The sequence below is a fragment of the Acinetobacter sp. ANC 5378 genome, from assembly GCF_013004315.1.
Lineage (GTDB): Bacteria > Pseudomonadota > Gammaproteobacteria > Pseudomonadales > Moraxellaceae > Acinetobacter.
Map to the genome: position 1 here is coordinate 104,163 of NZ_JABERK010000010.1, position 23,831 is coordinate 127,993.

At 40.8% G+C, this 23,831-nt stretch carries 23 protein-coding genes; 1 reads left to right on the top strand and 22 read right to left on the bottom strand.

The features are described 5' to 3' along the window. Positions 1 to 25: 25 nt before the first annotated feature. On the bottom strand, positions 26 to 382 hold the full coding sequence (locus tag HLH16_RS02895) for a ComEA family DNA-binding protein (protein WP_250850218.1): 357 nt from the start codon (positions 380 to 382) through the stop codon (positions 26 to 28). Positions 383 to 443: 61 nt separating this feature from the next. Then, positions 444 to 1,205, bottom strand: coding sequence for a nucleoside triphosphate pyrophosphohydrolase (gene mazG / locus HLH16_RS02900; protein ID WP_171528169.1), 762 nt, complete (start codon positions 1,203 to 1,205; stop codon positions 444 to 446). Positions 1,206 to 1,326: 121 nt separating this feature from the next. Here mazG and HLH16_RS02905 point away from each other — a divergent pair, with 121 nt between their 5' ends. Continuing rightward, positions 1,327 to 2,100, top strand: a complete 774-nt coding sequence (locus tag HLH16_RS02905) for an SDR family oxidoreductase (RefSeq protein ID WP_171528170.1) — start codon at positions 1,327 to 1,329, stop codon at positions 2,098 to 2,100. Between the two features lie 119 nt (positions 2,101 to 2,219). On the opposite strand, the gene HLH16_RS02910 is transcribed toward HLH16_RS02905, so the two are convergent. The 20 genes from HLH16_RS02910 to HLH16_RS03005 form a co-directional block, all read right to left on the bottom strand. Further along, on the bottom strand, positions 2,220 to 2,915 hold the full coding sequence (locus tag HLH16_RS02910; protein WP_171528171.1) for a hypothetical protein: 696 nt from the start codon (positions 2,913 to 2,915) through the stop codon (positions 2,220 to 2,222). Positions 2,916 to 2,927: 12 nt separating this feature from the next. Further along, positions 2,928 to 4,988: an MreC domain-containing protein gene (locus tag HLH16_RS02915; RefSeq protein WP_171528172.1), complete on the bottom strand. Its 2,061-nt coding sequence runs from the start codon at positions 4,986 to 4,988 to the stop codon at positions 2,928 to 2,930. After that, positions 4,979 to 6,484 carry a hypothetical protein gene (locus HLH16_RS02920; protein ID WP_171528173.1) on the bottom strand — a complete coding sequence of 502 codons (1,506 nt, stop codon included), beginning with the start codon at positions 6,482 to 6,484 and terminating at the stop codon, positions 4,979 to 4,981. Before HLH16_RS02920 ends, HLH16_RS02915 begins: the two co-directional genes overlap by 10 nt. Positions 6,485 to 6,998: 514 nt before the next feature. After that, complete coding sequence (locus HLH16_RS02925) at positions 6,999 to 7,646, bottom strand: 4'-phosphopantetheinyl transferase family protein (RefSeq protein WP_171528174.1); 648 nt, start codon at positions 7,644 to 7,646, stop codon at positions 6,999 to 7,001. A 91-nt stretch (positions 7,647 to 7,737) separates the two neighbouring features. Then, positions 7,738 to 9,147 carry a ribosome biogenesis GTPase Der gene (gene der, locus HLH16_RS02930; RefSeq protein WP_131287431.1) on the bottom strand — a complete coding sequence of 470 codons (1,410 nt, stop codon included), beginning with the start codon at positions 9,145 to 9,147 and terminating at the stop codon, positions 7,738 to 7,740. A gap of 3 nt (positions 9,148 to 9,150) precedes the next feature. Continuing rightward, on the bottom strand, positions 9,151 to 10,299 hold the full coding sequence (bamB, locus tag HLH16_RS02935) for an outer membrane protein assembly factor BamB (protein WP_171528201.1): 1,149 nt from the start codon (positions 10,297 to 10,299) through the stop codon (positions 9,151 to 9,153). Then, entirely contained in the window at positions 10,299 to 11,000 is a 702-nt protein-coding gene (locus tag HLH16_RS02940; protein ID WP_171528175.1) for a YfgM family protein, read from the bottom strand. Before HLH16_RS02940 ends, bamB begins: the two co-directional genes overlap by 1 nt. A 30-nt stretch (positions 11,001 to 11,030) precedes the next feature. Further along, positions 11,031 to 12,326, bottom strand: a complete 1,296-nt coding sequence (gene hisS / locus HLH16_RS02945; RefSeq protein ID WP_171528176.1) for a histidine--tRNA ligase — start codon at positions 12,324 to 12,326, stop codon at positions 11,031 to 11,033. Beyond that, positions 12,323 to 13,438 (bottom strand): flavodoxin-dependent (E)-4-hydroxy-3-methylbut-2-enyl-diphosphate synthase, encoded by a 1,116-nt coding sequence (ispG, locus tag HLH16_RS02950; RefSeq protein WP_171528177.1) that lies wholly within the window; start codon positions 13,436 to 13,438, stop codon positions 12,323 to 12,325. Before ispG ends, hisS begins: the two co-directional genes overlap by 4 nt. A gap of 24 nt (positions 13,439 to 13,462) precedes the next feature. Further along, positions 13,463 to 14,251, bottom strand: a complete 789-nt coding sequence (locus HLH16_RS02955; RefSeq protein WP_171528178.1) for a helix-turn-helix domain-containing protein — start codon at positions 14,249 to 14,251, stop codon at positions 13,463 to 13,465. After that, entirely contained in the window at positions 14,242 to 15,048 is an 807-nt protein-coding gene (gene pilW, locus HLH16_RS02960) for a type IV pilus biogenesis/stability protein PilW (RefSeq protein WP_502707633.1), read from the bottom strand. Before pilW ends, HLH16_RS02955 begins: the two co-directional genes overlap by 10 nt. Positions 15,049 to 15,064: 16 nt before the next feature. Next, entirely contained in the window at positions 15,065 to 16,300 is a 1,236-nt protein-coding gene (gene rlmN, locus HLH16_RS02965) for a dual-specificity RNA methyltransferase RlmN (RefSeq protein WP_171528180.1), read from the bottom strand. A gap of 123 nt (positions 16,301 to 16,423) precedes the next feature. Then, complete coding sequence (gene ndk, locus HLH16_RS02970) at positions 16,424 to 16,855, bottom strand: nucleoside-diphosphate kinase (RefSeq protein WP_067722016.1); 432 nt, start codon at positions 16,853 to 16,855, stop codon at positions 16,424 to 16,426. A gap of 109 nt (positions 16,856 to 16,964) precedes the next feature. Continuing rightward, a complete protein-coding gene (gene iscX / locus HLH16_RS02975) occupies positions 16,965 to 17,165 on the bottom strand; it encodes a Fe-S cluster assembly protein IscX (protein WP_086192927.1) in 201 nt (66 codons plus the stop codon). An 86-nt stretch (positions 17,166 to 17,251) separates the two neighbouring features. After that, complete coding sequence (locus tag HLH16_RS02980; protein WP_171528181.1) at positions 17,252 to 17,803, bottom strand: phosphatase PAP2 family protein; 552 nt, start codon at positions 17,801 to 17,803, stop codon at positions 17,252 to 17,254. Between the two features lie 31 nt (positions 17,804 to 17,834). Next, on the bottom strand, positions 17,835 to 19,118 hold the full coding sequence (locus HLH16_RS02985) for a glycosyltransferase family 4 protein (protein WP_171528182.1): 1,284 nt from the start codon (positions 19,116 to 19,118) through the stop codon (positions 17,835 to 17,837). A gap of 187 nt (positions 19,119 to 19,305) precedes the next feature. Next, positions 19,306 to 20,121, bottom strand: coding sequence for an XAC2610-related protein (locus HLH16_RS02990; protein WP_171528183.1), 816 nt, complete (start codon positions 20,119 to 20,121; stop codon positions 19,306 to 19,308). 273 nt (positions 20,122 to 20,394) lie between these two features. Continuing rightward, positions 20,395 to 21,411, bottom strand: a complete 1,017-nt coding sequence (gene ilvC / locus HLH16_RS02995; RefSeq protein WP_086173953.1) for a ketol-acid reductoisomerase — start codon at positions 21,409 to 21,411, stop codon at positions 20,395 to 20,397. Between the two features lie 120 nt (positions 21,412 to 21,531). After that, positions 21,532 to 22,023: an acetolactate synthase small subunit gene (gene ilvN / locus HLH16_RS03000; protein ID WP_131287452.1), complete on the bottom strand. Its 492-nt coding sequence runs from the start codon at positions 22,021 to 22,023 to the stop codon at positions 21,532 to 21,534. After that, positions 22,020 to 23,747 carry an acetolactate synthase 3 large subunit gene (locus HLH16_RS03005; protein ID WP_171528184.1) on the bottom strand — a complete coding sequence of 576 codons (1,728 nt, stop codon included), beginning with the start codon at positions 23,745 to 23,747 and terminating at the stop codon, positions 22,020 to 22,022. Before HLH16_RS03005 ends, ilvN begins: the two co-directional genes overlap by 4 nt. Positions 23,748 to 23,831 lie beyond the last annotated feature (84 nt).

Here is a 23,831-nt window from a genome sequence, read left to right on the forward strand (position 1 = left end):
CCTTCTTGACTGCTTGACCTATGAATTACAGGCTTAATCGATCTTTATTCTTGGCAAATAAAGCGGGTCCAATTCCCTTGACCTGCTGTAATTCTTCAATGTTTTTAAATTTTCCATTTTTTTGACGATAGGCAATGATCGCTTCTGCTTTTTTTAAACCGATCCCAGACAGCTCTTGTAACTGTTCCAGATTGGCCTGGTTCAAACTTATTTTAGCCCCAGTGGATGCCTGTAAAGCAGGTTTCGCCAAATAGTAATTTTTTGGCGGAGATACATGCGGTATTTTTAAACGTGCATCCTGGGCTTCCTGTTCAGCCTTCCATTTTAAATAGTGTTGGTCGAATTGTTGAGCATAACCCGTCGTTCCGCTCAACACCGACATCAATACACCCATATAAAAAATTGCATTCAGGATCTGTATTATTTTTTTCATTATCGGCCTTTTATTTTAATTGTTGTTTTGCCTGCTCCCAGAGTCGATCCATTTCTTCTAAAGACAGAGTCTCAATTTTTTTATGTTGCTGTTGAGCGTGATCTTCAATGAAAGCAAAACGAGTTCTAAATTTATGAATAGTGCTTAAAAGCGCCATTTCACTGGAAAGCCCTAGTTTACGTCCAACATTAATGAGTGAAAACAAACAATCACCAAATTCATCGAATATTTCGTCGGAATTTTGATTATCCATGGCGTGTTGCAGCTCTTGTAATTCTTCATTCAGCTTGCCATAAGCGCCTGCCACATCCGGGAAATCAAAGCCAATTAGTGCAGCATTTTTTTGAATTTCATGCGCTTGTTGAATTGCAGGTCCATGTTTGATCTCATCTAAACGGGATTGGGCTTTGCCTTGTTTTTCTTGTTGTTTAATTTGTTTCCAAAGCACAGCAACATCATCTGAACTGAGCTGTGAAAATCGCTCTGCCTGAAATACATGTGGATGACGACGAATTAACTTTTCAGTAATCGCATTCACGACATCATTAAAATCAAAAGCCCCGACTTCACTATACATTTGCGACTGAAAAACGACTTGCAGAAGTAAATCACCGAGTTCATCCCGTATCTCGTCTGTATTCCCCTCCCTAACTGCCGCTTCCACCTCATACGCTTCTTCAATGGCATATTTAGTCAGGCTTTGCGGTGTTTGCTGCTGGTCCCATGGACATTTTTCACGTAACTCACGCATCACTACCAATAATTTATCCATGTTTTCATCACTCCAATCACTTCCAATTAACAACGGTTTTCACTATCAAGGTTGGTTATGCTCAAACAGAACGAGTTAAGAAATTAAGCGCACAAAAAATAAAATTGATAGGGAGAAACCTATGCACAGTATCTTTATTAGTGGTGCAGCACAAGGCATTGGCGCTGCAACGGCAAGGCTGTTTTATCAACACGGCTATAAAGTCAGCATCTATGATATCAATGAGGTTCTAGCCCAAAAACTTGCCCAGCAATTAGGATCACAAGCTAAAGCAGATTTACTCGATGTTGCTGATTATCAGCAATGGCAACGGGCATTGACTGAATTTCAGGCGTGGGCAGGCGAAATGAATGTGTTGGTCAACAATGCTGGCATTCTCTATTCAGGGGCTTTTGAACAGACCGATATTGCAGCACATCACCGAACCATCGATATTAATGTTAAAGGTATTTTAAATGGTTGCCATGCCGCTTTACCTTTCCTAAAGCAGGCTTCTTTCGCGCGTATTATCAACCTGTCTTCTGCCTCTGCGATATATGGCCAAGCCGATTTAGTCTCGTATTCAGCCAGTAAATTTTCGGTTCGCGGCATTACCGAAGGCTTAGATATTGAGTGGCAAAAATACGGCATTCGCGTTTTAGATGTCATGCCCTTATTTGTTCAAACCGCAATGGTCAAAAATATGGATGCAGGCAGCATCCAAAATATGAGCGTACATTTAACTGCTGAAGATGTTGCACAGGCAATTTACGCACGTGTGCAAGCGAAAGACTCAATGTTCACCAAAATCCATCAAGCGGTAGGACTTAAAACCAAAGTACTGATGATGCTTTCTAAGCTCAGTCCGCAGTTTATTAACCGGATGAGCAATATATTTTTGGCGAAAAGAAAATGAGAAAAATCAAAATAAAAAGAACCTGACTAACAGGCTCTTTTTTTCTAAAGAAAATCATTCAATTATTGGTGAGAGATTTTTTATTTACTTTTAAATAAAGCGTAGAGACAAGCACCCAATTATAAAAATGAAGAGATATCTTGTGGTTTCGATGCTGCACTCTCAGGCATTTTAAATTCAATCCCGGCTTTTTTAAGTAGTTTCGGATATTCCACCAGAGCCATACTTGAATTTTTCGCAATACCGGTAATATCACCTACAACATTTTTTGCATCAACCAGAGATAGGCCCGTATTTGTCAAGCTCATAGGGTTTGCCATCACGCCCATGCTGACTTGTTTCGCACCCAAAGCCAAGTCACGCGCCGTTAAACTTGCAATCACAAAGTTTGATGCAGACGCCAATAAATATTTCTTTTGATCTGCATTAAGTGATGAAAGTTTTGCAACTGTTGCATCTTCATCCTTTTTTGATGCATCAAGAACCGCATTCGACATTGCGACAATTTCTTTTTGAATCGCTTCTTTTTCTTTTGGATCAGAAGTGGTTTTCAAACTTTTTTGTTTTGTTCTTAACTCATCTGACTCCTTTTTACTTGCAAGCAAGGAAGCCAAAGCACTACGGCTTTCAATGAACATCGCATTGGTTGCTTTCGCTTGAGTAAAGAAGCCAGCCAAATCCATATTTGATGATGAAACACCCGTTACAGATTCTGTCAATGTAGAAGCAAGCCCGCCTAACGACCCAAAACCCGCTTGTACACATGAGGTGCCCAGTGATAATGATACCGCCAAAACAATCGCTACTTTTTTCATCTGTCATTTCCTTTATTGTGAAGAATCGGCTTTTTGCACGATTTGTTTGAGAATTGGAGGTAATGCATTAAACATCTGGATGTTATACATCGCGTAACGATGCTGGTTATCAATGCCTTTCAATTCAATTTCTTGCTGAAGTCCATAGGCACCAATACGTTCAGCTTTTTCATCAAATTTGCGCGCGCCACTTCCCATAACCAGGGTTGCATCACAATTTGATTTATCAGCATTACATTTGATTGAATTTTCTTTGACCTGAATTTTAAAGACAGGTTGCAAACATTCATCGCGGGGGAGATAAAATTTGAGATCCAGGTTCTTTTTGAAGCCTGAATTTTCTGTCAGTTGAATGACCGCATCTTTTAAGGCTGTTTGACCTCTAAAACCTGAGCCTGTGGCATAAAATGGCCGCTTAGATTCACTTGAAAATGCATGATAAATCAGAGGGCCAAACCCATAGAAAGGAATCTCACCGACCTGCTCTGTATGCATATTAGGGCAAAATACACGGGCCAATTTTGAGTCGCCCACAGCTGCATTGCTATCGACTAAAACGACATCACCCGAATGTACCGGAAGTCGGTCATTGCCACTGACTGGAAAATCAAGTTGTGCTTTTACTTGTGAACCATTGCGCTCAATAATTGTGGCTTCCCAAGTCGGAATCAGAACATTACGCTGTGCTACTTTTTGCTGGTTATAAACATGCACTTTCATCCCAACACTTAAGCGCTCACCTTTATCTTCAATGTTTACATTTTGTTGACTGCTGCCACTCACTTTCAAATCGGAACGAGTGAACTGAATACCTTTTTGAAATTTCTGGCCCAATTGAATCAGCGCATTTTTTAGTGAAATTTCTTTGCGTGCCTCTAAAGAAAATCCCATACCTTGTGAAATGATTTCTTTAATTTCATCCGTGGTATGTGCTGAAAAAATAACGCGACCTGAACGATCGATCATCTCCGCAAATACTTCACTATGCACCACTTGCTGCTGAGTCATTTTGCCGACTGCTTGCTCATAAGCAATTGCAGGCATGACATTGATGCGAATAAAAAATTCAGGCAATTCGCGCTGGTTAATATCTTCAGCTTGTGCCAGTTCTGTTTGTTCACCAATACTTTGTGCCAATGCGCTATAACGCTTATTTACCGGTGTCAGTGTGAAAGATGCTTTTTCTCCCACGGCATCTGAAAATATTTGTTCAACCAGATCTTTTGACTCACCCTGATAATTCAAAACATCCACCACCAAAGCTTTAGGCTTATTTAAAGCTTGGCGCGTATTGGTTGATATCTTGCTAAATATTTTTGCCTTATTCAGCATTAATACAGGAATGGCGACCGCATAATCACTATCAGCATGCACAATCCGAATTAAATCGCCATCCACAGAACTCAGCTCGTCACCTTTGGCTATTCCCTGATTAAAGCCTTTATCCAACACTAAATATGATTTCCATGTATCAATCACATTACTTTCGATTTCAGCGACCTTAAATTTGGATTTCAAATCCTGTGTGACCTGCTGGGTCAAGGTCAGCAAAGTACTTTGAAATTTCTTTTCAATTTCAGCTTTTGTGGCAACTGAATCAAGCTCACTGCTCAAGACTTTTATCGGTTGGGATAAAGTCGCACTGTCGCTATAAATCACTTCACCCGACAAAATATTGGTGAGCTTTAAACTCAAGGTCACAGGTAAAAAAATTTCCGATGTTGAGTCTTTATTCACCACATATTCACTGGCACGTATCACTTCTAAAGACGCCACATAAGTACGATGTTTAGTCTTCTGTGAAATGTTCGCTACGATTTGGTCAGGAAAGCTGTTTTGCAAACCCTGCACAAAAAATTGTTGAGCCTGTTTCCGAACACTTTCGTTTTGAATGGCTTTGCTAAAATCACAAATAATTGATGAACCATTGGCTTCAATTCGATTTGAATCTTGGCGACACTGTTGCTCTAAACCAAACAGCCCTTGTGATGGGTAGATTTGAATATTGGCTTGTGCAACAGATACCGAAAGCATCGACATTGCAAACCAGAGTGCTTTAGCTTTTACTTGCATTGAGTACCACCAATACAAAGTGTGATCGTATTACCTGCCTGCAAGCGTTCTGCACTTGAAAGTGTCGGATTGACTTTACGTAGTGCTTTCGCCAGCTCACCGGTAATTGGTTTACTGCTCTTATACGTCATAGTCAGTTCGACCAGTTTGCCATCCTGTGTACGCACATCAATGTTTTCTGCACCTTCAATTTCTTCAAGTGCCACATACAAGTCATCACCTAAACGGGTAGAAACATTGCCTGAAACGCTTTTCACAAAAATGGTGATTTCTTTGCCGTACATTGAACGATTTTTAGAGTAGGCAAGAATTTGTGGCCCTACCTGACTAATGGCTAAATCACCCAGTTTTTTTGCCACATTGGTTCGACATGAATCTGTAGTCGCACCTGTCGATGATTCAGTGCGAGTTTCACCGCCCATTAAAGTGCCATCATCTACAGAATAAATTTTAAAACTGACTGCACCATCGCAAACGAACTGCCCTGTTGCGGATGAACGACCACGGTCATAAATGTACGAACTTCCCGCCATAAACCAATCAGCTTTTTCCTTACGTGCAGCAACTGCCAATTTCGCAAGCTCTGTATCACTTAAAAGCTGTTGAATGGTCAGGCTACGACCTTTCAGGTAAGTACTACGAAAAATATCGGAATCCAACAAGCGTAAATCGTAACGGGAAGCTGCCGCTGAAATCGCATTTAAGGTTTGATTATCATGTTCAGCTTTAGTACTTGGCGTTTGATATTCCACATATTTCACAAAGCTCTGAATATCATTCTGGCGTTCAGATTGACTATAATTTGCCGACTCACTGGCATTATAACTGCTTGAAGATGCAGATTTACCTGAGTTGTTGTGACTCGCTGAACGTGCAGAAACGCCTGCGCCAGCCCCATAATAATTGCCATAGGCATAGCCTGATGCCGCTGCAGATTTCCCTTTAGAAGAATAAGAACTGCTGTCGCTTGCTTTGGCACTTTCACTCGCTTTGTAGCTAGCATCTTCATCATAGCTGTAGCTACGATCGGAGAAATAAGAAGTAAATTCTTTTACCGGTTTAGAATTATCTTTTGGTACACCGAAATATTCATCCATAACAATCATGATCGGGCTTGAACGGCTGTTCTTTTTAGAGAGACCAAAATCATTCAGAATAGAACGGAATTCTTGATCATCCATTTCCAAGCTAATTTGAGTCACTAACTCATTATTGCCTTGAGTCGAACTTCCACGGTTACTGATATAGGTTGGATCAACTTGCTTCACAATTTCATCTAAATACTGTTGTGCCTCACCCATGGCTTGTGGACCATTTATTTTTTTGATCATTGCAATTACGGCATCTGTTTTCGCATTGTTGAATGCCTGGTTACGTGTGCCATTCGGATCTTTTTTGATAATAGCGGCTTTCCCCTCCCCATTTACTTTAATGATTTCTGCATTAGCGATTTGTCCTGCAAACATACACATGAGCGTCAATACGGTTTTTTTCATCTTTTTACCTTTTTCACTAAAGTTTTTTTGGGTGTACCCACTCTTACATTTTGGTTATTTTTTACGTGATTTATCAATCTACAAAAAACAAACAAATAATAAACAAATTTTAATATCAACTCCATCACATAATTTTATTTTTTATTGATTTTCAACAAATTATAAATAATTAACTCATTATTTAGATTTTCTACACTCCCTAGACTTAGAAAGCATTCTTAGTGAATTTAACAAGATTTTTATGAATGTGTTATCACGGATTGATGAAGTCAGTCCAAACCGAACAGCTCATAATCAAGAGAAAAATCAGAGATGAAGATGAATAATAAATAGAGATGCTTTTTAACCCGAGATACCCCCTAAAAAAACTCTTTCGAAGCTCACTCCATAATTTATTAACCGGATGAGCAATATTTTTGGCGAACAGAAAATGAATGAAATCAAAATAAAAAAAGAACCGGATTAACAGGCTCTTTAAAAACTCAATGATTCATAAAGTTATTTAAAAAACTTTTTAAGATGGAAAAAATATTTTAATTTCTGGAAAAGCAAAACCTTTACAGGATGCCTCTGAACGCCATGCCACCGTTAACATGACATGACCTAAATTGAAATTTTGATAAGCAAATGTTCCAATTAAAGGATGAGTGCATAATCCTCCATCATAAACAGGATGCACCTGAGTCTCTAGCTCATTTAAATTCAGATGTATACCCAAGCCAGATGCTTTCAATACTGCTTCTTTAGTCGTCCAGACTTTAAACCAATAATCACGATCATGTTCCAGTTCCTTCCAGTGTTGCAATTCATTGGGGTGAAAAGCATGCACTGCCAAAGCTTCAAATCGTACCTTTCGATCTAAATCTTCAATATCCACACCTAAATCCTGCATATTGTTACTGGTTGCTAAAGCATAATTTTTTTGACTATGACTATGATTAAAATAAAATTTAGGAGATTTAACTAAATACGGTTTGCCATGTTGAGTGGTAGCAAAATCTTCTTGCTGAATTGTTGTCTCTAATTGTTGGGTGAGCAATTGATTTCGATAATGATAAATTGCCTGTTTTTGCTGCTGAATTTTAGTCTTGCGATCTAATTCTTTAGATAGAGGGACAATACGCTCAATTGTATCGACATCTACTCGTATCAATCTGGTCACGTGTACATCCTAATCCCAAAAATATAATGACATCTTAAAAGAAAAAAGCCCAAAGTAAACTTCAGGCTTTTTATCATCAACACATCATTGATTAACGCTTAAATTTCTTTTCAGCCTTTTTAAACTTCTGAACATAACGACGTTTACGTGCAGCCACGCGTTCGTCCATTTGCGACTTACGCCCTTCAAACGGATTTTCAGACGTTTTAAAGTCAATACGAACCGGTGTGCCTTCAAGTTTATAGACGCGACGGAAGACATTTTCCAAATAACGGCGATAATCCGCAGGGGTTTTATCAACTTTATTACCATGCACAATAATCGTTGGTGGATTTTGACCACCCATGTGAGCATAACGCATTTTAATGCGTTTACCATTAATCATTGGCGGTTGATGTGCTTCAGTTGCATCATTCAAAATTTGGGTTAATTTCGCTGGCGAAACTTTCAAATGTGAAGAATCAAATGCACGGTGGATTGAAGGATACATCTCCCCCACACCGGTACCATGAAGTGCTGAAATTAAGTGCACTTTCGCCCATGGAATAAAGTCAAAACGACGTTCAACATCAAGCTTACATTGCTTGCGGTCGTACTCCGTCATGTTATCCCATTTGTTGATTGCAATCACCATTGCTCGACCCGCTTCTAAAGCATAGCCAATCAAATGTAGATCTTGTTCAACCACGCCTTCGCGTGCATCCAATACCACAATTACAACGTGAGCATCTTTAATGGCTTGCAAAGTTTTCACGATTGAGAATTTCTCAACCATTTCATCTACTTTACCTTTACGACGTACACCTGCAGTATCAATCAGCGTGTATTTCTGTTCATTCCGTTCATACGGAATATAAATAGAATCACGCGTGGTACCTGGCATGTCATAAACCACAACCCGCTCTTCGCCCAGTAAACGGTTGACCAAGGTCGATTTACCGACGTTCGGACGACCAATCACAGCTAAGCGTAAACCGGTGTTCTGGTCATGCAACTCAGGATCTTCATCCTCAGGAACATCTGCAAGCACATCTTCCAGCATTTGAGCAACACCACGACCGTGGCTTGCTGCAACATGTAATGGTTCGCCAAAGCCGAGTTGATAAAATTCAACTACAGCAGCTTCTGCATGTACACCATCAACTTTGTTTGCAACCAAGTAAACTTTCTTCCCTAGGGTACGAAGTTCTCGTGCAATTTGTTCATCTGACGCTAGTAATCCCGCACGCGCATCAACAACAAAAACAATAATATCGGCTTCATTGATGGCTGTTTTTGATTGCTCAGCCATATATGAATCAATACCTGCTTCACTTTCACCGATACCGCCTGTATCAACTACAATGAAGGATTTATTTTGGAATACTGCATCGCCATATTTGCGGTCACGAGTAAGACCAGCAAAGTCAGCAACGAGTGCATCACGACTCTTGGTAATCTGGTTAAATAACGTTGATTTGCCGACGTTCGGACGTCCAATTAGCGCAATTACGGGTTTCATAAATTAACGGTTCTGCCAAACGCTTAACGCGCCCTTTCTGGTGGAGACATATAGTTGTCCATCAATTTCGCGTAGTGAACGTACTTCACCACTTGTTTTTGATCGACCAATGAGTTGCCCAGAAGTTGGATCGATTAGGTGTAATACACCATCGAGATCACCAACCACAAGGTCTTGTCCGAGAACAACAGGATTACTGAGCTGACGATTGAGCAAACTATCGTTTTGCCATAATTGCTCACCTGTTGTTAGTGCATAAGCAGTGATTTTGCCATCTGCTTGTGCAACAAAAACGGTATTATTCATTACTTCTGGACGTTGGATACTGCTTGCATCTTCACTCCACACCACTTGTTGTGAAGCTAAATCTGTAACAGTGACTTGTCCTTGGAAACTGGTTGTTACAAGAAACTGACCTGCAACAACTGGATCGCCATCAATATCATTGAGGCGTTGAATATCTGAACGGCCATCGCTTACTGCAACACGGCGCTGCATACGCGGTACACCACTGAGTATATCAAGGGCATAAACATAAGCATTTGATGAAGCAATCAATACCGTACGCGGGTCGAGTGCGACCGGCGATGCCATTCCACGTAAGCTAAATTGTACATTAGGAAGGTTATATGTCCAAACTTGCTGACCGGTGGCAAGATCATGTCCATAAACAGTGCCGTCATTGCTGACGGTAATCACACGACCGGATTGAATCAGTGAAGTCGATAAAATGGCGCCTGCTAATTGTGCAGTCCACTTTTGCTCGCCTGTTGCTTGATCTAAAGCGAACAATTGACCTTTGTTATTACCAACAATAAGAGTGCCTTCACCTGCTTCTACGCCAGAGCTTAAGCCCTGCTTAGACACCTTTTTTTCCCAGATACGTTGCTTACCTTGATAAGCCGCGACTTCACCTTTTGGATCTAAGGCAAAGATTACACCGTTATCCACATCTAAACGCAGACGTAATGGATCCGCTTTCGATGTTGATGAAACACTTTGAGAAAATACCGGAACAAGACTTTTGGCTTGAGCCAATTTAGGTAATGGATTCGGCTTAACCTCTTCCACTTTAATTTTATTGGTTGAACAGCCAACAAGTGCGAATGTTAAAATTGTCAGCGCAAACGGTATTTTGTATTTTCTATCCATCATGACTCATCCACTTGTGTTTCTAAAATTGGTCGTTCCACATCAGGATCATCAACTAAAACGCCGACACTTTCGAGTTTAATTTGTAAAATTTGACGTTCCTGCTGACGTTCAACCAGTGCATCCCATGCACTCTTGTACGATTTCTTAGCATTTTCTATATCATTTTTAGCAACATACACATCACCCAGTGCTTCATCAGCGGTCGCTTTAAAAGCGGGATCTGTCACTGCAGACAATGTCTTTAATGCATCATCATATTTCTTTTGCGCAAGCTGAGCATAAGCCAAGCGGAGTTTAACCAGCTGAATCAGGCCTGCATCATCAAGCTTAGAATTTTCAACTTTCTTTAATGCTCTTTCTGCATGCGCATAATCTGCTTTGTCATAAGCCAATTTAGCCATAAGCAATTGCGTTTGAATGGCTTGAGCAGAATCTGGGGCTTCTTTGACAATTTTGTCCGCAGTTGCAGATAAGGCATTAAATGCATTGGCATTGCCTTGCGCATTTTTAGCATCATCCATCAACTGTTGAACCTTGGCTGTTTCCATTTGAGATTCAGCCAGGTTTTTCTTCTGCCAATATTCCCATCCGAAAAAGGCAATCAACGCAATTAAAATCCCACTAATCATGGCAGAGCCATATTTCTTAGTGAAAGATTTCAAGCTATCAAGTTGTTCTTCATCACTCAATGCGTTCATGTGATTACCCTTTCCTTATGTTTTTTAAGCTTATTTTGAAGAAAATTTTTCAATGAAGAATGGCACAATATTCGCCACAGCAACATCAGTTTGCTCGGCGGTTGCCAATTCTTTCACAGCTAATTGTTGTGCTTCCCACTCACGTTCACCTGCAATCACGGCAAAAATAGCGCCAGATTGATCGGCTTTTTTCATCTGAGATTTCATCGAACCTTGAGAACCGACTTTCAGGCGAATATTGCTATTTGCTGCTTCAAGCTGGTTACGAATTTGTTCTGCAAGTACCAAGGCTTTACCTTGCGATGCAGGATCCGACAACAAGAATACTTCACAATCGCGTACAGGTGTATTGTCTTCAACTTGTTCAAGTAAAAGCAGTAAACGCTCCATGCCCATTGCAAAACCAACCGCAGGTACGGATTGATCAGCTTTACCTTTCAATTGCCCCACAAGACCGTCATAACGACCACCGGCACATACAGTTCCTTGTGAACCCAAATGTGTCGTTGTCCATTCAAAAACAGTTTTGTTGTAGTAATCTAGACCACGAACCAATTTTTGGTTAATCACAAATTCCACACCTGCATCAGTTAAATACTGCTGCAATTGTGCAAAGTGGTTCATGCTATCCTCACCCATGAAGTCATGCAGTTTTGGTGCATTTTCAAGAATTTTTTGCGTACGGGCATCTTTAGAATCGAGGATACGCAGCGGATTGGTACTTAAACGGCGTTGCGAATCTTCGTCTAAATCACCTTTGTGCGATTCTAAAAACTCAACTAACGCTGCACGGTATGCCGCACGTTCGTCTGATTCGCCTAAAGTGTTCAATTCTAAACGGACTTTATCCGCTACGCCCATGCGTTTCCACAAACGCGCAGTCATCAAAATCAATTCTGCTTCCATATCCGGTGTAGCGACACCAAATGTTTCCACACCAAATTGATGGAACTGACGGTAACGCCCTTTTTGTGGTTTTTCATAACGGAACATGGGTCCGACATACCACACACGAGGAGTCGCACCGCGAAGCAAGTTATGCTCAAGCATGGCACGTACACAGCCTGCAGTCCCTTCAGGACGCAAGGTCAAAGACTCAGGTGGATTACCCTTATCCAAGAACGTGTACATTTCTTTTTCAACAATATCCGTAGCATCACCAATTGAACGTTTGAACAGATTGGTCTGTTCAACAATCGGCAAACGGATTTGCTGGTAACCATAAGCATCCATAAGCGATGCTAAATGTTGCTCAAGACGTCTCCACGCAGCAGTTTGCGTTGGAAGAATGTCATTAAAACCTTTGATTGCGACAATTGAACTCATGATGAACTACGAATAATCTCTTTAGATTTAGCTTTTTCAAGCTCTAGAACACGTTGACGAACCATAGTTTCGATTTCATCAACCAATTGATTGGTATCGATTAAATGGCTTTTCTCGCCATTACGATACACCAGTGAACGCGGACTTGCACCTACAACGCCAATATCGGCTTCTTTAGCTTCACCCGGGCCATTCACTTTACACCCAATCACGGATACATCCATGGGGGTACGAATATCTTCCAAACGCTCTTCCAGTGATTGCATCACTTTAATCACGTTAAATTCTTGGCGCGAACAGCTTGGGCAGGCAATAAAGTTAATCCCGTTAGAACGAAGCCCCAATGATTTTAAGATATCAAAACCAATTTTCACTTCTTCTTCAGGCTCTGCTGCCAAGGAAATACGCATGGTATCGCCAATGCCTTCCATCAACAGACCACCGAGGGCAATTGCTGATTTCACTGAACCGGTACGGTAGATCCCCGCTTCAGTTACACCCAAATGCAGTGGATTATCAATTTGCGCAGACAATAAACGGTAGGCATCCATGGTTAGAAACACATTCGACGCTTTCACCGAAATTTTAAATTCCTGGAAATCCAGACGGTCTAAAATATCGATATGACGCATCGCAGATTCAAGCAACGCTTGACCTGTCGGCTCGCCATATTTTTTCTGAATGTCTTTTTCCAGTGAACCGGCATTCACGCCAATACGCATGGAAATATCGTGGTGACGTGCCGCAGCAACCACTTCACGAATTTTCGCTTCAGAACCAATATTGCCCGGGTTAATACGCAAGCAATCTGCACCGGCATCGGCAACAGCCAAAGCAATTTTATAGTCGAAATGAATATCGGCAACCAAGGGTACATTGACTTGCTTACGAATTTCACCAAATGCCGCTGCTGCTTCCATCGAAGGTACAGAAACACGCATGATGTCCGCACCGGCATCAGCACAACGTTGAATTTGTGCAATGGTTGCAGCAACATCACAAGTTTCAGTATTGGTCATACTTTGGATGCTAATAGGTGCATCACCACCTACATAGACTGAACCAACACGAATTTTACGAGTGGGACGGCGCTTAATCGGATTTTCAATCATTAATATCGCTCTTCTCTTTACCCATTAACGTGACAAACGAAAGTCTGCTTTGCCATCCACGGTATACGGTGACAACGCAATATTTTCATTATTTAAAGTTAATGTGACAGCTGATGCATCATCAAGGCGAATTTGGAATGGAGTTTCACCATTTAATTTCACTGTTGATGCCTGACGACCTGTTGCCAGAACTTTACCGGTTGAATCTACAATATGAACAGAGGTTGGACGGCTAAACTGAAGTTCCAACTGATCACCCGATACAGCTGTTGAATTATCTAGATTCAACACTTCTACATCGGATTCCGCAGGTGCAATTTCTTGACTATCATCTTTATTCGACGACAAATTTTGTATAGCCATCACAGCAGCAACTACAGCAACCAATACCACTAAAGCGATGATGATACGTTTTAACCACTTCTTATTGCGATCACGATTCGAACCTGGCAGTTTGCCCATAATTTTAATCGGGGAATTGTTTAAGGCATGATTTGGCAATAACCCTGTATCATTTTGATAGATCTCATCAAAACGCTGGATGATCGCTGTTGCATCAACCTTTAAATATTTCGCATAAATACGATAGTAACCTTTAATAAAAGTTGCTTCCGGCAAAGCTTTATAATCATCTTGCTCTAAAGCTGTCAAAGTTTTCACTTGCATGTTCAAATCTTTGGCAGCGTCATTTAATTCACGCTTTTGTGCAATTCGAATTTGACGTAAGTACTCACCTGGACGCTGAACATTTCCTAATGCATTGGGTGCTACGCTTGAACCATTTGATTGCTGTGAATTAGGATTTACTTCCATACGGCCTCAGTACTGTACTGTAATTGCAGATAACGTTGGTATTCCGGACTCTCTGGAAAGAGTGCACGTAATTGATTGACAAGTACCTGCATTCCCATTGTGTCACTATTTGCCCGTGCATTTCGGATACCAATCCAGAGCGCACGCGCACCTTGATTCTTTTGACCAACACCACGCACAAACTGTTCATACAACTGTGTCGCAGCAGCGGTCTGCTGTTTCAAATAAAAAATTTCGGACAACTCTAACATTGAAATATAGGAATCACGATTTACTTGCAGGGCTTGTTTGAATGATTTTTCAGCATTCACCATATCACCTAGTTTTAAATAAATTCGCCCTGCATTTTCCAATGCCTTATAGCGCTGATCATAACCCAATGTTGTCCCCGCTACATTGAGTTGCTCAATCGCATCATTATAACGCTCAATTTGATACAAATAAGTACCGTAGTTGTTACGCGCTTGTGCGTTTTTCGGATCAGCAGAAATGGCACGCTTAAAATATGCTTCTGCTTTATCCATACTGACTTTACTGCCTTCTTGTTGCAGTAAAATTCCCATCATCATATTCGCAGCGGAATCTCGAGGATTCATTTCAAGCGCTTGGTCTAAAGTACGCTTTGCAGAATCCAGATCACCCGATTTGATATATTCTGCAGCCAATTGAGTGCGAACTTTAACTGCTTTTTCTGGATCTTTCTTCACCATGGTTGTCTGTGTCTGACAAGCAGTGATAAAAATAGCAGACATACAAATCATTGTAATAAAAGCTAATTTATATGCGGGCTTTCTCAATTGGCGTCCCCTTTTATTATCCTTGAGAGCGCATAATCTCATTACTTTGCGCAATTTTCTTTTTCCACTGTTCCGCACGACGGGTACGGTCAGCCACTTGACCTACTAACTGTCCGCACGCAGCATCAATATCATCACCACGTGTCTGACGAATCGTACACACAAAACCTGCATCAGACAAAGTTTTTTGGAAAGAAATAATGCGGTTACGGCTTGAACGACCGTATGGTGCATGCGGGAATGGATTAAATGGAATTAAATTAATTTTACTGGGTAAATTTTTTAATAACTTAATCATTTGTTGTGCATGTTCAGGATGGTCATTCACTCCATCCAGCATCACATATTCAATGGTCACATGTTTACGTGAACTTTCGTTACCATCTTTGGCAATATAACGCTGACATGCGGCAATCAATTGCTCTAACGGATATTTTTTATTAATTGGAACCAATTCATTACGCAGTTCATCATTTGGCGCATGTAAAGAAATGGCAAGCGCCACATCAATATCTTTGACCATTTGGTCGATTTTCGGCACCACACCTGAAGTCGATAAAGTCACCCGACGTTTTGACATACCGTAAGCAAAGTCATCTAGCATCACACGCATCGAGTTCAACACGGCATCGTAGTTGAGGAGTGGTTCACCCATACCCATCATCACCACGTTGGTCACTGAACGTTCGCGCTCAAGCACCGGCACATCTTCCATATAAGAATAGTTCGCCATCCACAGCTGACCGATAATTTCTGCCTGAGTCAAATCACGCTGGAAACCCTGTTTGCCGGTTGAGCAGAATGAACAGTCCAGTGCACAGCCCACTTGAGAGGAAATACACAAAGTACGACGTAAACCACTACGATGTTCTGCCGGAATCAGCACAGTTTCGACGAGAGAACCTTCACCATCACCGACACGGAACACCCACTTACGGGTGCCGTCTTTAGAATAGTTTTTATGCACCACTTCGGGCGCTTTAATTTCACAAATACGTTCCAGTTTTTCACGTAACTTGCCAGAAATATTGGTCATTTCGGCAAAATCAGTTACGAAGAACTGGTGAATCCATTTCATAACCTGCCCGGCACGAAACTTCTTCTCACCCATATCCTCAAAGAATTTTTCCATTTGCGGACGTGACATGCCGAGTAGGTTCACTTTTTCCACAGCATTTTGCTGTGTCGGAGCGGATGGAGATGGTTGCTGGTCAGCAGAAATTGCTGCTGTAGCGACGACTTCAGTACTCATGTGTAATTACCTAAACCATGTCTAAAGATGAAAGGAGAAGCTCAATAATCGAGCAAAGTATTATTCAGAGAATAAAAAAACCAGATAAGTATAATAACACTTATCTGGTTTGAATACTTCGAATTAACGAGTACGTGGGCAGATCTCAGTTTGAGCGAAGAAGTAGTTAACTTCACGATCAGCAGATGCAACTGAGTCAGAACCGTGAGCAGCGTTTTCGTCGATGCTTACAGCGAAATCTGCACGGATAGTACCAGGAGCAGCTTCTTTAGGGTTAGTTGCGCCTAAGATATCACGGTGAGCAAGAACAGCGTTTTCGCCTTCAAGAACAGATACTACAACAGGACCAGAAGTCATGAACGCAACAAGGTCACCGAAGAAACCACGTTCTTTATGCTCAGCGTAAAAGCCTTCAGCTTCAGCTTGAGTCAAATGTTTCATTTTAGTTGCAACGATTTTAAGACCAGCTTTCTCAAAACGAGCAAAGATGTCACCGATGTTGTTTTTAGCAACTGCGTCTGGTTTAACGATAGATAAAGTACGTTCGATAGCCATGATTGGCTCCTTATGTCAATTTGACGAGAAAATTTTGCCGCATTATACCGAGATAATCAGCAAGTATCAGCTTTTGATATGTAAAAAGTTGCTTTTTTCGATTTACTGATTAACGAACTTCATCAATCCACGCCATTTGAATCCCTTCCAGCAAACCTTCAGTCGATTTTTCCGGGTCATCCTTGAAGTCTGGCAATGCACAAACCCATGCATGTAGGTCTGTAAAGCGAATCCATTGTGGATCGACATCTGGATGTGCTTCAGAAAGTTCAATGGCAAGATCAATAGTGTCAGTCCAACGTAAACCCATGGTTATTCCTAAGCGCTAAATGAATGCCCTACTTTAACAAATTCCTAAAATCGAGAGATAGCTTTTCGATTTTTAAAAAGACATTTTTATAACACGATATTTAAAAATGGCGCGGTAAAAATAATTCCTGTTGCGACCAACACACCAATCAACGCACCCACAATCACATCACTCGGATAATGCAATCCTAAAACCATACGGGATATGGCAACCAATAGGGTAAAAGGCAACATCAAAACAAGTAACATCGGCTGAATATAACCCATCACTGTACTCGCCATGACAGCATGTAAGGTATGCCCAGAAGGAAAGCTAAAGTGATCTAGTGGTTGCTCGCGCAATAGAATCACTTGATGCACTTGATAAGGTCGAGGACGTGTAGTTTTTTGTTTCAAGATTTTATAAATTGCAGAACCTACAGATCCACCAATCAAGATATATAGCAACTGCTCGATATAAAACCTATCTTCCAACACCCAAAGACTGGCTAACATCAGACACCAAAACAAACCATTGCCGAGACGACTAATGATCTTAAAAAAATGGGCTACCGTATGTGAATGTGAAAAATGATTCAGATACATACATCCTTTTAAATCGAGATCTAGCATCGTTATTATTGCTTTTTTTAATTTCATGATGATTCTCCTTTAAGCGTCTGCTTAAAATTCAGGATGTCATTTGCATCTCTCTGGCAACTCCATATAGTGCCTGTTCAAACTGTCGTACAGGATGTTGCCATCCTACGTCCTGTACTGCTTCACGGGCTTTTACCCCCATGTATTTCAAGTGATAATTATTCGGTAATTGATAAATCAACTGAATCAGTTTATCCATCTGACCTAAAGGACTTAACCACCCTGTTTCATCATTTTTCACATGTAAATGTGCACTGGCATAATCATAAGCAATCACGGGCAAACCACTTGCCATGGCCTCAAGCACCACATTACCAAAGGTTTCAACTTGACTGGCAAATACAAAAACATTGGCACTTGCATAAGCTTGAGCTAAATTCAAACCAGTTAAATTCCCCGTAAAAATAACATCATGACCTTGGCATAACATTTCCAGACGACTCCGATCTGGTCCATCACCGACAATGACGAGTTTTACATCGTGCTGAGTCATTCGCTTCATAGCGATATAGGCATTCACCACGACATCTATTTCCTTCTCGGGAGATAGTCGTCCTACATACAACATCACCCTGGTTTCTGAAGTAGCTTTCCAGTGTTGACGTAAAGCCTCCGAACTATGTTCTGGAGAAAAACATGCAAGATCTACACCACGTCCAACAATAGCCAACGGGCAACGAACACCAAACTGTCTTAAAATATATTCTGTATCTTTACTTGGAATACAGGTCAGTTGTGTATTGTTATGAAACCAACGTAAATAGTGCTGAATAGGCTTAACTAAAAAAGCCAAATCAAAAAAGCGACTAAATTCTTGAAAAGGTGAATGAAAACCACTTGAAACCGGAATTCCTTTGCTTTTTGCAGCCTGCAAAACACTCAAACCTAAGGGACCTTCGGTAACAATATGTACAACGTCTGGTACAAATCCATCCAGTGCTTGCGATACTTTTAAAAATTGTGGCCAACCAAATTGAAGGCTTGGGTATTTAGGAATAGATTGTGCTTTGACCAGACACTCTTTACTGGGGATAAAGTCGTGACAGCTCTCCTGTTGTTCTGGTCGAATCAGTAAAATTTTATGACCTTGTTTTTGCAAACCTTTACATAATTGTAGTAGAGATAGTGCCACCCCATTAATTTCTGGAGACCAAGTTTCAGTAACGATGGCTATTTTTAGGCGTGGACGAACCAAGTCTTTTAAAACCTGGATATCATCACACGCAATATTTTGCTTTCTTTGCTTAAAATAAAATTGAAAACTTTCTGGAAAATCTTGTTGTTTTAGCAGACTGGTCGCATACAAATTTGCCATACAACACCTATGTCGTTATTTTAGACTTAGCTTAGATGTTGTTTCTTTCAGTTTGATGATAATTAGATGTAGATTTATTGAAATACGGTATAATCCCAAAATAAATAAAGAGAAAACATATCCTTCTAAACCATCATGTTTTAAACAGCTCTTTTTAGTTATATCTTTAATTACAAGCAGTAAGTGGTTATTCCATCCGATTTAACAACCCTTTTTCCACTTGGTATAACTGTCCCTCCCCAAAATCAATTTGTTGCTTTTCCCCATGTAAATTTGGAAACCCCACAATCTTTTCAAGTTGTGGTGAGCGCTGAAACTGTTGGGTTTTGGGGTTAAACATCCAATAAATATAACGTTTATCTTGAATGGTTCGTTCTTCTGAAATATCTGACAATACAATGTCATAATACCCATCAAAATTAATATCCATATAACCGATACTTTTCGGAAACGCAGTAAATCCTGTTAGGCTTTGTGCCACATTGTTATTATTTTTATTCACAATATCTAATCGTTTGAGTACTGAACCATATGGTTGGTTAATATCTTCTAGACCATAAAATTTAAAAATAAAATTTGGTTTATCTGAGACCTTTATTGCAGGCTCAAATTGAATAGATTTTCCCAAAGTATCATCACCATCAGCCAACATCGCTTTAAGATCACCGCTATTGGCATTAAGTATCCCTGATAATTGATAAGTCTTATTTGTTATATTTTCAGAGTCAGCATCAACAGATTTTAAATTCAGCTGATCTCCTTTTTGCAATCCTTTTAAATTGATTGTCTGAGGTTCAACCAGGTCATATAAAATGGCATGCGGATTCCAAATACCGGCATACAAGCTAAGGAAATATCTTCCCTCACTCGAACGCAACATACGTTGCATGGAAACACGAACGTTATTGAGTGGTTTATATTCTGGAGCATTTAAAACAGTTTCAGCAGTACTTAAATTGGAAAAAGCCAACGCAGTAATACAAAGCAATAATTTAGTTTTCATTTTAGTTTTCATTGTTCAGCACACTCAATAATGCGGACGATTATGAGTACTGTATCACAAAAAAATCGCTCAATTGAGCGGCCTTTTTTGTATCTTTGAAACAAAAAGAAAACTTAGTTTTTCTCTTTGTCTACGATTGTATTTGCTTGAATCCAAGGTATGAACGAGTACAAAACACTGTTTTGTACGAAGGGCAAGGAGGAAAAATACTGCTTTGCATAAAAAAGCCCCTGTTATCAAACAAGGGCTTTTTTTTGACTTAGAAATTAGAACTTAGTTCTTTTCTTTGTCTACAATCTTGTTCGCTTGGATCCAAGGCATCATCGCACGTAACTTGTTACCTGTTACTTCGATACCGTGAGCTGCATTTTGACGACGGCGTGCAGTCATAGATGGGTAGTTCAACGCACCTTCTTGAATGAACATTTTCGCATATTCACCAGACTGAATACGTTTAAGTGCATTGCGCATCGCTTCACGAGACTGTTCGTTGATTACTTCAGTACCCGTTACGTATTCGCCATATTCAGCATTATTAGATACTGAATAGTTCATGTCCGCGATACCGCCCTCAAACATCAAGTCAACGATCAATTTAAGTTCGTGCAAGCATTCAAAGTAAGCCATTTCAGGCGCATAACCAGCTTCAACCAAAGTTTCGAAGCCCATTTTAACCAACTCAACAGCACCACCACAAAGAACTGCTTGCTCACCGAAAAGGTCAGTTTCAGTTTCTTCACGGAATGAAGTTTCGATGATACCTGTACGACCACCACCTACGCCTGAAGCGTAAGAAAGTGCTACATTACGTGCATTACCAGAAGCATCTTGATGAATGGCGATTAAGTCAGGCACACCTGAACCACGTTGGTATTCAGAACGTACAGTGTGACCTGGAGCTTTTGGAGCAACCATGATTACGTCTAAGTCAGCACGTGGCACAACTTGGTTATAAAGAATAGAGAAACCATGAGCAAATGCTAAAGTCGCACCTTGCTTGATGTTTGGCTCAATCACGTCACGGTAAAGTTGTGATTGGAATTCATCTGGAGTCAAGATCATTACTACGTCAGCTTGCGCTACAGCAGCAGGAACTTCAGCAACTTTAAGACCTGAATTCTCAGCTTTTTTCCAAGAAGTAGAGTTCGCACGTAGACCAACAGTTACGTCAACGCCAGAGTCTTTAAGGTTAAGCGCATGTGCGTGACCTTGTGAACCGTAACCGATGATCGCTACTTTTTTACCTTGGATGATAGATAAGTCGCAGTCTTTATCGTAAAAAATTTGCATTGCTGTCTCCGCTTAAATGCTTTTGTTTCCTTTTATCCAAGCCAATGATGTTATTGGTATTCATTGGCTTGGAACCTCATCTATAAGATGAGCAGAATGTGTGAATAAAATTAAAATCTGTTAGATCGTTAAAACTTTTTCGCCGCGCGCGATACCCGATACACCTGAACGCACCACTTCAAGAATGGTATTTTCTGCTAATGCATCAATAAAGCCATCTAGCTTTTCAGTGGTACCCGCAATTTGAATCGTATAGGTCGTCGGTGTTACATCGACAATTTGGGCACGAAAAATGTCTGCAGTACGTTTGATTTCGGCACGTGCTGATCCAAGTGATTTCACTTTAATCAACATCAGTTCGCGCTCAATGTGCGCACCTTCAGACAAATCAACCACTTTTACCACTTCAACCAATTTGTTGAGCTGTTTGGTGATTTGTTCAATTTTATGATCATCGCCATAAGTGGTGAGGGTCAAACGCGACATGGTTGGATCTTCAGTCGGTGCAACGTTCAATGTCTCAATGTTATAACCACGTTGAGAAAATAAACCCACTAAACGAGAAAGCGCACCTGCTTCGTTTTCAACGAGTACAGAAATTATGTGTCTCATTTTGTGCGCTCTCCTTTTCCTAACCACATATCTTTCATAGATTGACCAGCCACCAACATTGGATAAACGTGCTCTGAACGATCAACCATTACGTTGATGAATACACATTTATCATTGATTGCCATTGCTTCTGCAAGCTTGGATTCAAGCTCATCTGCATGGTCAATTTGAATACCGACGTGACCGTAGGCTTCCATTAATTTGGCAAAATCTGGCAATGAATCTACATAAGAGCTTGAATGACGACCTTCGTAATTCATATCCTGCCATTGTTTAACCATCCCTAGAGCACGGTTATTCAAGCAGAGAATTTTCACATTTAAGCCATATTGCTTACATGTCGATAATTCCTGGATACACATCTGAATGGATGCTTCACCAGTAATACACACCACTTGCTGATCCGGGAATGCGAGTTTCGCAGCCATTGCGTATGGCAAGCCAACACCCATGGTTCCCAAACCGCCAGAGTTGATCCATTGACGTGGACGTTTGTATTTATAGTAGTTTGCACCAAACATTTGATGCTGACCTACGTCCGAAGTAATGATGGCTTCACTGTTGGTGATGCGATCAAGTGCTTCAACCACCTGTTGTGGTTTCATTACACCATCTTTACCCGCCTCATAACGCAAGCCATGTACTTTGCGCCATTCATTGATTTGAGACCACCATGCAGCAATCGCTTCAGGATTTGGCTTAGAAACATTCATTTGTTTCAATTGAACCAGCATCTCTTGAAGTACAGGTTCTACTGCACCCACGATTGGAATATGCGCCATGATGGTTTTTGAAATCGTCGCCGGGTCGATATCAATATGAATCACTTTGGCATTCGGACAGAATTTTGCTGGATTATTGGTTACACGGTCATCGAAACGCGCGCCTACACACAAAATCACGTCTGCATTGTGCATGGTCATGTTGGCTTCATACCTACCATGCATACCCAACATACCAATGAACTGCTCATCATTACCCGGGAAACCACCTAAGCCCATCAGGGTATTGGTTACCGGGAAATTTAGAAGATGGGCAAGCTCAGTCAGTAATTCAGAGGCATTACCTTGAACAACACCACCACCACTATAGATGACTGGACGTTCAGCACTAATCAATTCTTCAATGGCTTTACGGATTTGACCTGAGTGACCACGATGCGGTGGTTGGTACGAACGCATCTTCACTTTTTCAGGATATTCGTAAGCAAATTTTTCTGCAGGATTGGTTGCATCTTTAGGAATATCAACAACCACAGGACCTGGACGACCTGAAGATGCAATATAGAATGCTTTTTTAATAATCCCAGGAATTTCACTGGCATGACGCACTTGGAAACTATGTTTCACGATTGGACGAGAAACACCGACCATGTCTGTTTCTTGGAATGCATCTTCGCCAATTAAATGTGTTGCAACCTGACCAGACAAAATCACCATTGGGATTGAGTCCATATATGCGGTTGCAATAGGCGTTACTGTATTGGTTGCGCCCGGACCTGATGTGACAAGTACCACACCAGTTTTACCTGTTACGCGCGAATAGGCATCTGCCATGTGACCAGCAGCTTGCTCATGACGTACGAGGTAATGATTGATTTTGTCTTGTTGAAAGAGCGCGTCGTAAATATGAAGTACTGCGCCGCCTGGGTATCCAAATAAATGTTCAACGCCTTCGTCCGCCAATGCGCGAACGAGCATTTCACCACCAGATAAAAGTTCCAACGTGATTCACCCTAATCTTTTTCACTAACAAATGGAGGGCATTTGTAGTGGTTAATTCATTAACTGTCTGCACTGTTATAGCAC

Excerpts from the sequence above, each read along its gene's own strand:
- HLH16_RS02990 (WP_171528183.1), bottom strand. The coding sequence starts at position 20,121 with ATGAAAACTAAATTATTGCTTTGTATTACTGCGTTGGCTTTTTCCAAT.
- ilvC (WP_086173953.1), bottom strand. The coding sequence starts at position 21,411 with ATGCAAATTTTTTACGATAAAGACTGCGACTTATCTATCATCCAAGGT.
- HLH16_RS02980 (WP_171528181.1), bottom strand. The coding sequence starts at position 17,803 with ATGAAATTAAAAAAAGCAATAATAACGATGCTAGATCTCGATTTAAAA.
- iscX (WP_086192927.1), bottom strand. The coding sequence starts at position 17,165 with ATGGGTTTACGTTGGACTGACACTATTGATCTTGCCATTGAACTTTCT.
- HLH16_RS02985 (WP_171528182.1), bottom strand. The coding sequence starts at position 19,118 with ATGGCAAATTTGTATGCGACCAGTCTGCTAAAACAACAAGATTTTCCA.
- HLH16_RS02915 (WP_171528172.1), bottom strand. The coding sequence starts at position 4,988 with ATGCAAGTAAAAGCTAAAGCACTCTGGTTTGCAATGTCGATGCTTTCG.
- ispG (WP_171528177.1), bottom strand. The coding sequence starts at position 13,438 with ATGATTGAAAATCCGATTAAGCGCCGTCCCACTCGTAAAATTCGTGTT.
- hisS (WP_171528176.1), bottom strand. The coding sequence starts at position 12,326 with ATGAGTTCAATTGTCGCAATCAAAGGTTTTAATGACATTCTTCCAACG.
- HLH16_RS02895 (WP_250850218.1), bottom strand. The coding sequence starts at position 382 with ATGTCGGTGTTGAGCGGAACGACGGGTTATGCTCAACAATTCGACCAA.
- ndk (WP_067722016.1), bottom strand. The coding sequence starts at position 16,855 with ATGGCTATCGAACGTACTTTATCTATCGTTAAACCAGACGCAGTTGCT.
- ilvN (WP_131287452.1), bottom strand. The coding sequence starts at position 22,023 with ATGAGACACATAATTTCTGTACTCGTTGAAAACGAAGCAGGTGCGCTT.
- HLH16_RS02910 (WP_171528171.1), bottom strand. The coding sequence starts at position 2,915 with ATGAAAAAAGTAGCGATTGTTTTGGCGGTATCATTATCACTGGGCACC.
- mazG (WP_171528169.1), bottom strand. The coding sequence starts at position 1,205 with ATGGATAAATTATTGGTAGTGATGCGTGAGTTACGTGAAAAATGTCCA.
- HLH16_RS02940 (WP_171528175.1), bottom strand. The coding sequence starts at position 11,000 with ATGAACGCATTGAGTGATGAAGAACAACTTGATAGCTTGAAATCTTTC.
- HLH16_RS02920 (WP_171528173.1), bottom strand. The coding sequence starts at position 6,484 with ATGAAAAAAACCGTATTGACGCTCATGTGTATGTTTGCAGGACAAATC.
- bamB (WP_171528201.1), bottom strand. The coding sequence starts at position 10,299 with ATGGATAGAAAATACAAAATACCGTTTGCGCTGACAATTTTAACATTC.
- HLH16_RS02955 (WP_171528178.1), bottom strand. The coding sequence starts at position 14,251 with ATGGAAGTAAATCCTAATTCACAGCAATCAAATGGTTCAAGCGTAGCA.
- der (WP_131287431.1), bottom strand. The coding sequence starts at position 9,147 with ATGAAACCCGTAATTGCGCTAATTGGACGTCCGAACGTCGGCAAATCA.
- rlmN (WP_171528180.1), bottom strand. The coding sequence starts at position 16,300 with ATGAGTACTGAAGTCGTCGCTACAGCAGCAATTTCTGCTGACCAGCAA.
- HLH16_RS02905 (WP_171528170.1), top strand. The coding sequence starts at position 1,327 with ATGCACAGTATCTTTATTAGTGGTGCAGCACAAGGCATTGGCGCTGCA.